At 37.7% G+C, this 16,099-nt stretch carries 2 protein-coding genes (1 of these 2 cut by a window edge); both read left to right on the top strand.

The window, feature by feature from the left end:
• Positions 1 to 12,134, top strand: partial view of a right-handed parallel beta-helix repeat-containing protein gene (locus TYM08_RS18760; RefSeq protein ID WP_422380681.1) — the 3' portion only. 11,128 nt of this gene lie to the left of the window's left edge; only the last 12,134 of its 23,262 coding nucleotides appear in the window; its start codon lies beyond the left edge, outside the window; it ends in the stop codon at positions 12,132 to 12,134.
• Positions 12,131 to 16,099 (top strand): hypothetical protein, encoded by a 3,969-nt coding sequence (locus tag TYM08_RS18755; protein WP_422380680.1) that lies wholly within the window; start codon positions 12,131 to 12,133, stop codon positions 16,097 to 16,099. Before TYM08_RS18760 ends, TYM08_RS18755 begins: the two co-directional genes overlap by 4 nt.

Below are 16,099 nucleotides of genomic sequence, written 5' to 3'. Positions count from 1 at the left end.
GCTTTGGTTTATTGTTTGATTCAGGTTTTGCTGGGGCCGTTCCTCAAAGAAATACAATTGAAGGCAATGGTTATGCATATCGATTAAGTTTCTCCACATTACCAACGTCAGCTGATGGAAACATTGTTCGAAATAATACTCATCAACGTTTTGAATATTATGGTAATTCACGTCAAAGCGATTTTACATTTGAGTATTTTGAAAATGAATATGCAGGTGTTTATTATCATCTTGGTACGACTGATGCGACTAACTCAGCTGGTTTTGTTATTACTGCTGAGCCGGGTGTTGTAGTTAAAATGGACTCTGCAGGCTTAGTTATTGATGGCGCATTAGTCGCTCAAGGTCGCTCAGATGCGCCAATTATTTTCACCGCTTTAGAAGATGATGAAGTAGTTGGAGATACCAATAATGATGGGGCGGCAAGCTCGGCAGTGAATGGAACGTGGAAAGGTTTATATTTTAATAATTCTGCCATCGAAAATTTATCTATATTGGATTTTGTGCAAATTCATTATGCCGGTAATACTTCATATTATGGGGCGTTATATTTAAATAATGCGGATATCACTGTTTATAACAGTGAAATTCACGGCAGTTCAAGCCACGGTATTAGAATCTATGATTCGTCCCCTATTATTGAGGGTAACCGAATTTGGGGTAATATCGGAGCAGGTGTTTATAGTGAGCGAAGCCTGTCTAATCCTTCGATTGCATTCAATCGTATTTCAACCAATGGCGGCAGTGGTATTGATATTTTGGCCGGGCTACCTACGAATGTGAGTAATAACCAAGTATTTTTGAATGACGATTATGGTTTATTGAATCGTACCTCGAATGTTTTAGATGCGTCACAAAGCTGGTGGGGTGACGTAGATGGATCAGGTCCATTCCACGCGACTGATTATCCGTTAGGTACTGGTGAAAGGGTATCTGATAACGTAAATGCAACGCCATTTTTAACACAGGCACCATTTGAGTTAGGCTACAGTAACTTTAATGAAAATGGATTAGAACATGTCGGTGATATAGCGGCTCCAGTAATTGTTCAAGGTGTAATGAGTAACGAATGGTCAGCTGCTCAAGATCCTGGTAAAACAATGATCTGGCATGATGAGCGAATCATATTAGATTACGCAGGCTTGGACCCTCAAAAGCAATATAAAGTACGTGTTACTTATTATGCTGGTGATGGCATTTCAACAAGGCAATCGTTAATTGATGGCACTGAAAGCGTGATTCATCAATCTCAATTGATGCCAACGGCTTCAGCATCTCAATATCAGTATTCAATAGCAAAAGCATTATACGCTGATGGTAATTTACAGCTTCAGTTTGTGAATGATAATTCTGATACCTCTATTCGAGCTCAAGTTTCACAAGTTTGGATCTTTGAAGATTTAGGTGAATTATCGCCTCCAAGGTTTGAAACAGTTGGATATAATGATTTGGACGGAGACTCTATTTATAGTGTTGGCGATACATTGTCATTTGTATTCTCAGATCCAATTAATGCACAGTTATTAACTGATAGCGCAACAAACAATGATGCTAATGAGCATTTTGTAAATGGCGAAGGATTTGGTTTTGGTTTAAATGCCGCTGTTGAAATCAGTGCCGATGAAAAAACGGTGATTGTAACGTTAGCTGAGGGATTTACCCTTCAGCCTACCCATATCGTTTCGGTAAGTGGTATTCAAGATCAGGAAAGTAATTACGCAGTTGGTGCACAATCGCTACCAACTAGCGACAATATCGCACCTTTTTTACAAAGTATTAATTGGATAGATGTGGATTCAAGCTTAAGTATTAGCTTGGGAGACCAGTATGAATTCGTATTCTCTGAAGCTATGGTTACTTCGTCGTTAATTGATAACAGTACAAACGCAAACGCGTTGTTGCGTCCTCAAGGTGGATTAAAATATGGTGATATCAACACTATTTCTTGGAATGCCCAAGAAAATGCCGTAACTGTAACCATCACTGAAGGCTATAACCTAATTGGTGATGAGCTAATCATTCCATCTAAGTTCATTACAGATAAAGCCGCAAATAACATTACAGGCAGTGATTACTTAAAAGGTAAAGATCAGATATCTCCAGAGTTAATCGATGTCATCTTTGAAGATGCCGATGGGTCTAATGATGTTTCAATTGGTGATTTCTATCGTTTTGTATTTAACGAAGCAATGGATGAAAGCGGTTTAACTAATTTATCGGCTGAGGCGAATGTTAATCTTTCTCCAGCAGGTGCATCATTTGGTGAAATTAATTCTGTTATTTGGTCACAAGATTCTACTTATGTAGATGTGAGTGTCTCAGCTGGGTTTAGTATCGTTGGTAATGAGTTAATTGAACCAGGTGTTTCAATTAGCGATATCAACGAGAATAATCTATTAAACACTGCAGCATTAACACTTTCTCTAGAAGATCGAATTGCTCCTGTGTTAACGCAAGTGACACCTAATGCAGCTTCACCAGTATTAATTGATTCTATGTATCAACTAAGCATTCAGTTTAGCTCGTCGATGTTAGATTCAGCGCCGCAATTTGTTGTGGAAGGTGTCTCTCAAGTACCTGTTATTACAACCGGACAATGGATAACAACGCGTTTTACAAATGATACGTTTGTCACTGATGCTATTGCATTAACCGATGAGATGGTTGGTTCTTTAAGTTTGAATATTGCTCAAGCACAGGATTTAGATGGCAATGAATTTGTTGCAGTTGATGATGCTTTTGTATTCTTTATAGCAAAACCCGCTCCAAATGTTGTGAGTCATCAGTTATCGCCAATTGTTAATAAACTAACTGAAAGAACCGTGACACTTTCCGGTACTAGAGACTATTCAAGTAGCATTGTGGTTGATTCAAATGAAGTCGCAGAGTTTGCTTCTGGCGTGTGGGTTGCGCAAATTACATTGCAAGAAGGGGTGAATCAAATTGAATTATGGGCAAACGATGAATTTGGATTGCCTTCAAGTTCAGTTGATTTCATCTTTGATGTGGATTCAATACAGCCTGTTGTTCAATCAGTTGTGCCAAGTCATAACAGTTTAGTTAACTCCGATACAAATGAGGTTGTTGTTAATTTTGTTGAAACCGGTAGCGGAATTGATTTTGATGGTAGTACGTTTGTGGTGAATGATATTACTCACAATACTGAAGTCGTTGGGCAATGGTCATTAGCTGCAACCTCTTTGATTTTTACATCACAAACCAATTTAGATGATGCTAATTATGAAGTGGTTGTGCAGTTGTTGGATAAAGCTGGATTAACATCCAATGTGAGTTCAACTGGATTTACACTTGATCAAACCGCACCTGAGCCATTGCAATTAGATCTACCAATTGTCACTACAAGTAACCCGTTATTAATTTCTGGTGATAAAGAGATATTGGCTGAAATTTGGTTGAATGGTTCGAGAATTGTCAGTGCAACTAATAGCGATCAATGGTCGTATGAGCTAAATCTTGCTCAAGGTCAAAACACGTTGTCGTTCAGATCTAAAGATAGAGCCGGTAACCTGTCGTTGCCTTATGTGCATTATCTGCGTTTTGATAACACAGCCCCTGGTCAAGTTGCTATTACGATTGATCCTAATGGTGATGGTCATCAATTAAATGTAGATTGGTCAGATTATGATGAGTCAGCAAACGGTAATGATATTGCCTTCTATCGCGCTTATGTTAGTGATCAAAACTTTACTGATATTACCCAAGCTGGTGTGACAAGAGTGGCTCAAGTTTCAGGTAATCAAAAACAAGTAACAATTAATGATTTAGCTGCTGCACAGGATAGCTATGTTGCAATCGTAGCAGTAGATGCCCTTGGTTTATTTGCAAATCAAGTTGTGGCAACGCCAAGCACACCAGTTGATGGTCAGGCGCCTTTAGAAGTGGTTGAGCCGTTAATATTCCCAAGTGCACTTTCGATTAATTTACGTTGGCGCTTAGAAAATGATGCTGACCGAGCAGCTATTAATGTTTATGTTGATGACGTGTTAGAGCATGAATTAAGTGCTGATGCCATTGAAGCTGAATTAGTAAATCTTGAATTAGCAAGTTTATATCATGTTCGAATTACAACACTTGATGCGCTTGGAAACGAAAGTAAAGGTGTTCAATTTGATGCCAGTACGTTATTGAGCAACCCACAAGATGTAAGCGTAACGCCATACAATCAACGTGTTGAATTAATCTGGAATGCCATTGAGCCTGACTCGATTGTGTCTAAATACTTAATCTATCAATCAGATACAGAGATTTTAGATGTGACTTCTATGTCGCCTGTATTGGTTATGATCAAAGCGCAAACTAGCGCTTGGGTAACTGGATTAACAAATGATCAAACCTATCATTTTGCAGTCACTGTTGTGAATCAATCTGGCGGTGAAAACAAGCAGGTACAATCTGTTTCTGCTACGCCAGTTGTGATAGATCCACCGATGTTTACCTCTATTACATATAACGATGTTGATGGCAGTCAAAGTGCGTCAGTATCGGATCAGTATCACTTTACGTTTAGTGAGCCAATGATCACATCTGCTATTCAAAATGGAGCTAATCATGCCAATAGTCAGCTATATGCAGGCTTAAACAAACGTTATGGTCAGCAAAACAATGTGGTTTGGAATGAAGCAGGCGATGCATTAACTATTACGTTAACTCAAGGGCTGAATTTAACAGGTTTGGAGACAATAGTAGGTGGCAATCAATTAACAGATTTAACCTTTAACACGCTTTCAAACACCATAGATTTAACGCTAACTGATACGATTGCACCTGAAATTAGAATTGTTCAAACAAATTATATTAGTCCTGTTAGTGCAGTTGATGGCTATAACGTCACAATAATTTTTGATTCATCCATGAATACTTCTGTAACTCCTACAGTGACGCTTAATAGTCAAGATTCAACGGATGTTGAGTTTGAATTAGGGCAATGGTTAACCACTGTTTATCCAAATGATACTTATACAACCTCGTCGATTTCATTAACAAATGAGCATCAAGGTGTATTTAATATTGAAGTGTCAGGTGCAAGTGATGTGGCTGGTAACGTGATGACATTAAATTCAGCTGCGTTTGTTGGTGAAGTGGATGCGCTAGCGCCAGCCAATCCAGAGGTTTCGTTGAATCAGCAAAGTTGTTCTCAAGCACAGTTAACAATTTCGGCTCAAAATACATCTGATGTTGCAGGTTGGCAGGTGTATATCAAACCAGAAGGTGAATTGAATATTGATGGTCAGTCGTTTGATCATTTATTAAATCCAAATCAAATGAGTTTTGTTTTAAATAACTTAGAGCTGGATCAAACTTATGATGTAGCCGTGATTGCTATGGATTTTGTAGGCAACGTTGATACGAATGTTGTGCCGTCAAAAATCATAATTGATCAGCCCGTTCCTGCCAGTGTTAATGTGCAGCTTTCAATGGGTGAGAGAACCGATCAAGTGAGTATTGCTTGGGACGATTACCAGCCATTGTGTGGGACAAATGAAGTGGCTATCTATCAAAGTGATGGCTTTATTGAAAATGTTTCAGGCTTAACGCCAGTTGCGGTTGTATCAATGGATTCAGAACAATATGCGTTAATCTCTGATTTAAATCGTTTGCAAACACAGCATTTTGCAGTGGTGGCTAATAATGCAAAAGGTGAGCAAAGTGAAATTACTGCATACGCTTGGGCAGATCCATTATCGAATATTTCAAATGTTGAAGCAGTTGAAATCAGCATTGGTGGTGAAAATGAATCCACTATTGATATCTATTCAGATTTAATTATTTCTGATGATAAAGTCTTAGGCGTTTTAGCGGGCACTGAATTGATTTTCCATAATGGGGCATCGTTAATTGTTCGAGATGGCAAGCTTGAGTTAGCCGGAACTGTATTTGATCCAATCGTGATGACGGCTTCGGATACATCGCAGCCATGGGGTGGTATTCAGGTTGAGTCAAATTCTGATATGGATGCGTCGTTTGTGAATATTCAATACGCACAAACTGGCTTAGCTCTTGAAAGTACGACTTTATTCTCTGCTATTAATCTTGAAGCTATTAGCATCACTCATGCTCAAAATTCAGCTATTTCATTGAATGGTTCAAGTCAGTTAACGGCGAATTCATTGTTTATTGCATACAATGCTTTAGGGTTGAATGTGGTTGATGCTGCGCAAATCAATTTGAATCATTCCGTGATCAAAAATAATGAACAGTCAATAATTCATACGACTTCAGCATTTTCTAATTTAGATGATAACTGGTGGGGTATGGCAGATATAGATGAAGTGAATATCTTGCTTCCTGATTTTGCAGTGTCATCGGTATTGTCATCAGAGCTTGTTTTACATCCTGCTTTCCAAATCTTAAATGGTGAACTAAATGTAATTGATAGAATGGTCACTTTAGAAATGGCGGCTTTAAATGCCGATGAAATGCGCGTAAGTGAAAACAGCCAATTCTTAAATAGTTTCTTTGTTGAGTATTCAAAACAAACTCAAATTAAAATTTCAGAAAATGGCGGAGAGAAATCACTTTACGCTCAATTTAGAAGTATCACAGGTGAAGTCTCGCCTACATTGGAATTAACCTTCCAATACATAACAGATGGGCCAGTTATTTCAAATGTTAGCATTGAGCAAAACACTTCAATTAGTCGCCCTGAATTAATAAGTGCGAATTCAACTGCGATCTTAGGGGTAAGCACAATTGCTCTACACGTAGATGGTGCAGTTTGGGAAGAGCAAGCTGCTGAGGACTTATCTGTTTGGTTTGACCCTCGCTCCCTAAATAATGGTATTCACGAGCTGAAAGTAGTGGCGATTGATAGAGCAGGTCACATTAGTGAAGTTGCAAGAAACGTAGTGATTGGTTTAGATGCGCCTTCTGCTCCTGTATTGACTACGCCAATTAATAACTTGGTAACCGTTGAAGATGTTGTGAATATTTCAGGTTACGCTGAAGCGTTTATGAATGTAAAAGTTCGATTAAATGGTGCAGTAGTTGGTGATATCACAACAGATGAAATGGGCTTATTTAGCTTAACTGATATCTCAATCAATGAAGGTGAATCTTCAATATTAGCAACTGCAGTTGATACTGTTGGTGTTTCAAGTCAGTCAAATGAAATTGTTGTTATTAAAGATACCTCGGTACCAGAGGCAGTCACTATTAGAGCACAAGCTTTGTTTAAAGGTGAAGGAATTCAAATCTCTTGGGATGAAGCAAACACGGGTGAAACCCCTGTGCAAATTGCGTTGTATCGTTCTGAAAGTGAATTCACTTCAGTTGATCAAGCACAGCTAATTTTAGTGACTTCAGATTCCGATATTATTGATCAGCCTGACATTGACGGTATTTATTATTATGCAGCGTTAGGATTGGATTCAGCTGGTAATGAATCGCTTATTTCAAATGTCGTTGCTCAAAACTTTGATAAAACACCACCTGTAATTAGTGTGACGTTCGATAAAAATTCACCTGTTGCTCAAGGTGTATTAAATGTGACTTTAACCTCTAGCGAGCCACTTCGAAATACACCGAGTTTAACGATTACACCTAATGGATTTAATGGTCCAATTGCAGTGATATTAAGCAAAATAAGCGAAACGTTATACCAAGGTGAAATGATGGTTACGCAAAGCTATAGCAATGGATTGGCGCATGTTAAAACAAGTGCAATTGATCAAAACGCCAATGCATTTAATGGCGAGCCTGATGGTGTCAGTTTGTATTTTGATACAAAAGGGCCTTCGGCGAGTATCTCAACGGATATACCTTCACCAGTACAAACAACAAGTGATGTTGATTTGGTTGTGAGTATTGAGCTTGATGAAATACCTGCGCAATTACCTGAACTATCAGCGATATACCCAAGTGGTGAGCGTGTTGATTTGGTGTTAACAGGTACAGATACCAGTTATACCTCTCAAATTACTGCTTCTTCCAGTTTTGGGGATGGTGATCTTAAATTTGTATTTGAAGCTATTGATGGTTATGGAAACACAAGCACTGAAATATTAAGTGGTGGCATCATTGAGTTGTACTCAGGTGATACACCAACTGCTGCTTTGCCACCAATAAATGTAGAAGCAACTGCCGTTGTAAATGGTCGTGTTGAGCTAGAGTGGGATCAAAGTGAATTAGCTCAAAGCTATCAAATTTATCGAGCAAATGGCTTATGTTCGACTGTTCCAGTTGATTTAATTGATGAAGTCGCCGACTTAAATTATGTCGATACACCCGTTGTAGATGGTGCTTATTGTTATGGTGTTAAATCTTATAGAAGCGGTGCTTTAAGTTCGTTCTCTAGAATTTTAGGTGTCATTAGTGATCGTGAAGCGCCAAATCTAGTTGATGGATTGAGTGTTGCTTTAGATATTGAAGGCATCAAAGTTCAGTGGAATGATCCGGCTACCAATGTTGCTCAAACTTATGAATTGTTACGAAATGGTCAAAGCATAAGAGAGTTAACAGCAGGAAATGGTCAGTACATAATTAATGATCAGCCTTCGATTGGTGGCAGTTATGTATACCAAGTAAAAGGTGTGGATCAAGCAGGCAACGAATCAATAAGTGGTCAGCTTAATTTAGACTTATTAGTAGGCGCGGTTTCAAACTTAACTGCGTATGTTGCTAATGGGCAGGCGCCAGAGTTAACTTGGGAAAATAATGATGCTTCGGTTGTGGGTTACCTGATTTATAAAGGTGATCAACAAATGACAGCCAACCCAATTACGCAGACACAATGGATTGATGAACGTTACGCTGGCTCAAGTAGTGTGGCTTATCAAGTTGTTGCAGTAAATGCACAGTCAGAGCATTCACCGGCGCGTGAAATTATTGTTAATCCAATTGCTATGAGCGCGGTTGCCAACGTGAATCAAGATGGCGTTGAGCAACCCTTCATTACTAATTACTTCAACGAAGTATTACTAACAATTGAAAATGGCAGTAATAATTCAGCGGTTTCAATTGACGATTTACATGTGCAATTGTCAGTAGATAACGTTGATCAATTTGTTCGTGATTTATCAATCAATGTGGAAATTGCCTCTTCAAGTACTGCGCAGCAGCAAATTGTGTTACCAATTAACAATGAATTGTCGACTCATTTATTGGTGGTGGATGCAATTGATGAAGATCAATCAGGTAATAAAGTGATTTATAAACAAGCTTTCTTATTTGATGATATTCAAGTGCCCGATCAAATGCTTTCAGTTGGTTTAAATGATGTGCCATTAGCAGGTTCAACCACAACCGTTCAAGCTTGTATTACTAACCATAGTTTTGTTTCTGCTTACTTCATTGCAAGTAAGAAAAATGGTGAAGATCCTGGCGAATTGTGGGTTCAAATAAACGATGAAAATGGTTTTGAATTAGCAAGAGGCACTTACTCAGGAATTCCTAATGGATCATTTATTCAAAGTAACGGCGATGCTCAAGTGCATTTAGGTGCAAATGAGACAATCTGTATAGATATGAATGTACTGGTGCCAGCTGGTATTGAATCAGGCAGTTCTATTGAGTTTGTAGCCACTATTGAGCAGTTACATTTTAATGATTATATCGTTGGAATGGATGGAGCTATCACCGGCTCTACTTTATCGGGTATTACTCAAACGCCATATTATGCAATTGCGAATGTGGAGCATGATTTCTATTCGGATAACGAGACTGTGCTAATTACAGGCCAGGCATTTAATCGAATTGATGATAGTTTTGCAGCTAATGTAGATGTCAAAATTGGGTTTAATGTTCGTGGATATAAGTGGTACGAAGAAGTTGTTGTAAATGAAATTGGTGAGTTTGAATTTGAGTATGTGCCAAGTCTAGGTTTGGGTGGTCAGTTTGATGTTTGGGCATCTCACCCAGATGTAGTGGATCAACTAAATCAGGCTCAATTCTCATACATGCGTCTCTATGCTAATCCGAGTTTTGGTAATATCCGATCATCTAAAGCAGACAGCTTGGATATTGATATAAAGCTGATTAACGCAAGTTCAGAATTAATCACACAAATTGCACTAGATTTCAGCGCTTATACGCTTGATTCTGAGGGTGCAGAAGTGCCTGAGTATCGAGTGTCAGGTGAGCTAGAAAGCGGTAATAACATATTGCTAGCACCAGATGGTGAAGTGAATGTGACGGTTAATTTAACAGCGCAGCTTGATGCACCAGAAGAGTTATATGTTCGATACAGAATATTGACTGAGCAAGGTGCAACAGTAACCTTTGAAGCAAAAGTGACATTGAGCGATGCGGTGCCAATTATGAAAGTGGTGTCACCAAAAGCGGGATATATTGATGTCAGTATGAATCGTGGTGAGCAAAGAATTGTGCCATTAATTCTTGAGAATACGGGGTTACGTACCCTTGAGAATGCTTTTGTAACCTTGCCAGAAAACGTTACTTGGATGGGTGTCACACAAGAAAAAAATAATGGTGTAGTTCAATTAGGCGATGTGGCAGTAGGTCAAAGCGTTTCAATTGATGTGATGCTAACGCCTCCTACAGATGCCGATTTTGGTTATCACGAAGATGTGTATCAATTTAATGGTTCCAATGCGATAGCGCCTTTGGATACGTATGTTTATACATTATTAACGTCCGCAGTAAATGGCTCTGTGCAATTTGATGTGTTTAATATCTTAGGGTTGCAAGTTGAAAATGCGACCGTTCGATTACGAAATACTGTTGTGCAACAAGATTTAGGTCCATTTACGACGGATTTTGATGGCAAAGTAATCATTGAGGATATCAACATTGGTCAATGGACTTATCAGGTGAGTGCACCTGGTCATAGTACGGCTTCTGGTGTTATTGATATTCAAGCGGATCAAGTGATTTTAGAGTCTGTTGAATTAGATAAGTCATTAGTAACCGTTACTTTTAATGTTGTGCCAGTGCCTTATACCGATCGATATGAAATTGTCATCGAGCAGAAATTTGAAACTCATGTTCCAGTTCCTGTGTTAGTGGTTGATCCGATTCATACAGAATTTAATAACCCTACACCTGGACTTGAAGTAGTTGTTCCGATAAATGTTTCTAACTATGGGCTTAAGAATTTAACTGACTTAACCATTGAAGGGCAAACCACTGCATGGGGATCTTGGGAGCCGTTAATAGATTACATGCCTGTATTAGGGGCGATGGAAACTGTTGAGATTCCATTTAAGTTTAGATATTACGGTCCAGTTGGGGGTATTTTACCTGCGGCACCTGATTTTGAATGTGGATCAATTCAAACCAGTGCGTCAATTTCTTTAGATGATGTTGTAAACGGGTTGTCAGCATTTTTGTTTGCTGCATATCGCTCGATCAATGAAAACTTGCCGCGAACTGCTGGATCAAATACTGGAATTAAATTGAATTTTAGTATTTGTGGCGGTGTTGGAATTGGAGCGGAAGGAACAGATCAAACTATAGATTTAGGTGGGGGTGTTAAATGCCCTGGCAAATTAGGGGATATGCTTGAAAAAGTTAAAGACTATATTCCAGCAGTTCACTGCAAGACATCACCTACAGATGCTCAATCAACGCAAACTCAATCCACTCAATATGGAACAGGCTACGGCGCAGGAGGAACGGGTTGTTTTGTTCCAGGAACACCAATTCTAATGGCTGATGGTACAAGCAAAGCAATTGAAGATATTCAGCTTCGCGATCAAGTACAAGGCTTTGATGGATCCGGTGCAAGTGTTATGAAAGTATACGAGCGTCAAACTGACCATTTACGAGAGTTGAGGTATCAAAACTCTCAAACTGGCGAGCTGTTAAGAGTGGAAACAACGGATGAACATCATTACTGGGTTCAAAATAAGAAAGCTTGGATTTTAGCTGGTGATCTTGAAATTGGAGATACGTTCGCATTATCAGAAGGTCAGTTTGGGCAGTTGATGGAAAGCTCTCGTCGTGAAGTGAATACAATTGTTTATAACTTTGATGTTGAAAATTTACAGTCGTACTATGCAAACGGTGCGCTTGTTTATCAGCAATGTGGAGCAAAAACTGACGATAGTGTCACTGAGTTGTTATTAAATACTCAAGAACAAAAATGGCAGCAAAGTTCAATCTTCCAAATAAAGCCTAAAGCGATCCTTAACTTAGAAAAGGAGACGCAACAATGAATACAGTAATCAAATCGATGAAAAACATGAAATCAATGATTCAAAATAAAATGATTAAATCCGTAATAACGTTAGGGTTGATTCTAGTATCAAGCCTTTCGTTTTCAGCGCAAGAATTCCAAGGTTTATGTTCTTATATAAGAATGGAAATCAAACAAGAACTTGCGTTAGAAAGAATTGGTTTTTTAGCTACTTTAAAAGTAACCAATAATGAAGGCGATGCCGTTATTACTGATTTTTCTGCTTCATTAAAATTTGCTGTTGAAAATGATGAAGGTGAAATGGTAGAGGCTTCTGATTTGTTCTTTGTACAGCCTCCTGAGTTAATTGGTGTGAGTGGCGTAGATGGACAAGGACTGATACAACCAGGAGAAACGGCAACCGTAAACTGGTTTATTATTCCAAAAATTTCCGCTGGGGGTGAAAGCCAAGCTGGAATAAATTACGAAGTTGATGTGGATTTAGCAGGGAGTTTATATGGCAGCTCAATTGATCCAGATTTATTAGCGGTCATTCCTGATTCAATTTTAGTTAAACCCGAACCACAATTAGAAATTACATACTTTCAACCAAGGGATGTTGATGGAGATAATCCTTTTACGTTGGATACTGTTGAGTCTCCAATTCCATTTACTTTGGGTGTTTTAGTTAAGAATGCTGGTTTTGGTGCGGCAAACAAAGTAACGATTGCATCTGAGCAACCAACGATTGTTGAAGATCTAGAAGACTTATTGGTTGTCCCCCAATTAATTGGTTCTAGAATTAATGATGAGCCAACTGATTATAATTCTTTGACGGTTAATCTTGGAAATATTGAACCAGGCAGTTGTGCGAAAGGTGCTTGGGATATGATTAGTTCATTGTCAGGTGAATTTACTGAATTCAACGCCCGTTATACCCATGCAAGTGAATTGGGCGGCGAAGATACAAGTGTAATAAAATCACTTAACGCTTATTTTATCGTTCAAGAAGTATTAAATGACATGCCAGGGCGTGATGGTTTAACTGACTTTTTAGCGACAACAAATAAATCACAAACGGATTTAATTCCAGATACTTTATTTGAAACAGATTGCAATGAATTACCTGTTAATCATTTAACTCAAACGCAAGTAAGTGCATTGATTGGAAATAAAGCGACAGTCACGGTAGAGGCATTAGTTGAAAATTGGGGTTTCATTCGCGTAACAGATCCAGCGCAGGGTAAGTACCCAATTGAATCGGTTGTTCGATCAGATGGTAAAATATTAAATGCAAAAAATGCCTGGGTAAATACAAGATACGCAGAACCTAATAATCAAAAACTTAATTATTTAAATATTTTTGATAATGTGGATTTAGCTCAATATCAATATGAAGTGACTTATAAAACAGTTGATTCAGATGTCATTGCACCAGTTACCAATGTATATTTCAGAGGGGAATTTGAAGAGCAAAATGATCAATATAATATTTTACCAGAGACTCAAATTTTCTTTATCAGTGAAGATCAAAGTCCAGTTGCGATTTATTATGCAATTGATGATGAAGATTTTAAGCCTGCTTATCCATTTGAACTGGCTGCAGGAAGTTATAGTCTTAATTTTTATGCTGAAGATAGTTATGAAAACGAAGAGGTTGTGAATACTGTTCAAATCAATGTTATAGCAAGTGTTCCAAATATAATGATAGTCGATCAAAATGTGACGCAATTTATTCCAGCATCTGAAAGTTTGTCTATTAAAGATTCCTCATTAAATTTGATTGTGAATAGCAACTCAGTTGCAGATGGTATGGTTTTCACTGGAAAAGTTTATGAAGGAATTTATGCAAAACCCGTATTGATGAACACACCTATTTCGCCTTCAAATCAAACTGATTATCAATTGAATATTTCTGGGCAATTTGTTGATTATTATCGATATAGAATTAATCAAGGACAATGGAGTTTGGCTAGAGATGCTTCTCAAACTTTAAATCTTACTGATTTATCAGGTTCAATTAATTTAGAAATTCAAGGTCGTCACGAATTTGGATTGTTTGAGAATTCTTCAACAGTAAATGTTTCTTGGATAATAGATCAAACTGCTGAAGAAATAAAAATTACAAATTTAGAAACGCCTACTGTTTTTGATTTTGTAAATCTAAATGTTGAATCGGTTGAACAATATCGTTGGACGGTTGGTGCTAATTATTTCAGAGCTGAGCAACCAATTAGTAAAGTATTATCCATTGATTATTTAACAAATGGCGAACATCAATTATCAGTCGTGGGTGCAATTGGCAGTCAATGGCAAGCACTTGAAAATGCAAGTTCACAAACGATTTTAATTGATCAACATTACTTTAGTTATTTACCTGAGGAGGCTTTGAAATTTAGCCAAGCATTAGTTAATGATCAGGATGAATATATTTTTAATTGGGACGGTAAGTTTGATGATGGGAAAAATGCACAAGCAGGTTGGTATAGTATTGTAATTGAAGTTGAAGATGCCTTAGGGCAAACAAATTCAGTTGTAAGTGCGGTGCAAGTTGGTGATCTGTTAGGTCAAAATATTCTATTAGCGGATACGCACAGTCAACAAAAGCAAGTGGATGCAAATGGGGACTGGGTCGTTTGGCAAGATCAGCGTGAAGGTGTTTGGAATGTGTTTGCTAAAACACTCGATATGCAAATTGATCAACAATTAATAAGTAGTAGCTTTAATCAAATTAATCCAAAAACTGATGGTGATTATGTTGTATGGCAAGCAAGGCAGTCAGATGGTAATTGGGATATTGAAGTATTTGATTTAAATACAAACCAAGTTATTTTTCAGTCGGATTCTTCTGATATAAATGAAACTAAACCAAGTGTTTATTGGCCTTGGGTTGTGTATCAAACTCAGCCTGTGAGTGATCCAAATGCACCGCAATTAATTAAAGCGTATCATTTAATTGATCAAACTTCGCAGTTAATAATGGAATCTACTCAAGATCAATTTGATCCAGAAGTGTGGCAACAAAAAGTAGTTTGGCAAGATTTTTCGGATGTGGGTTATGGCGATATATATTTTAAAGATTTAATTTCAAATGAAATTAAAAATTTAAGTGCTGATGGATTTGGTCAATACCATCCATCTATTTCTGGGCAATGGATAGTTTGGTCAGATAACAGTGCACAGCAACTGGATATTTATGGGTATCATTTAGGTATGCAAGAAAAATTTCAGTTAACTGATTCAGCTGAAGATGAATCAAGACCAAATATTAATGGTGATTGGGTTGTCTTCGAAGAGGATTTAAGCGGTGAAAGTGAAATAAATCTTAGAATGATGCACCTAGAAAATTTTGCAAAAGTTCAATTGTCGAATCATAGCTCACAAAAAGAAAAGCCTGTGTTAAGTCAAGAAAATGTATTTTTTACTGAGATTACTCAAAATTCAAGTTTGGTGAAATATGGAACGTTACCAAATTTACAGGCGGTAGTGGATGATTATAATTTGGTTGTTGTGACAGCTGGAATGCTGGATGTGGTTTCAACGGCTTCTGAATTATTAACAAAATGGAATGAACAATCGAGCGTAACTAGTATTCGTCGGTATAATCAATTGTCACCAGATGTATTGATGGATGAAATAACTGTTTCAAATATTTTAGACCCTGAATCAAATTATGTTTTATCTGAGGGTGATTCTCTTTGGGTTAAATTTGATGATAATTATATTTTAAATTTAGCAAACTTTGCATGTGGCACACATAATTTAACTGTTGGCCTAAATGTACTGGCCGATCATTGTTTTGCTGATGACACAACTGCTTTAGATATAGTTAAAAATATTGGTGTAGATAATTTACAGCAAATAAGAATGTTTGAGAAAAAAACAGGTAAATGGGTGATGATGAGCGTGATAAATAATCAGCCATTTGGTGATAATTTTAAAATCACAAATAATTCAGTGCTGTTTATAAATGTAATTAACCCTGTAGAAAGCTGGAAACCATAA

Origin of the sequence: Marinicellulosiphila megalodicopiae, assembly GCF_045862395.1 — a bacterium.
Classification (GTDB): domain Bacteria; phylum Pseudomonadota; class Gammaproteobacteria; order Pseudomonadales; family Natronospirillaceae; genus Marinicellulosiphila; species Marinicellulosiphila megalodicopiae.
Note: the sequence above shows the minus strand (reverse complement) of the source record. Positions and strands in the feature narration are given on the sequence as shown.

Excerpts from the sequence above, each read along its gene's own strand:
- TYM08_RS18755 (WP_422380680.1), top strand. The coding sequence starts at position 12,131 with ATGAATACAGTAATCAAATCGATGAAAAACATGAAATCAATGATTCAA.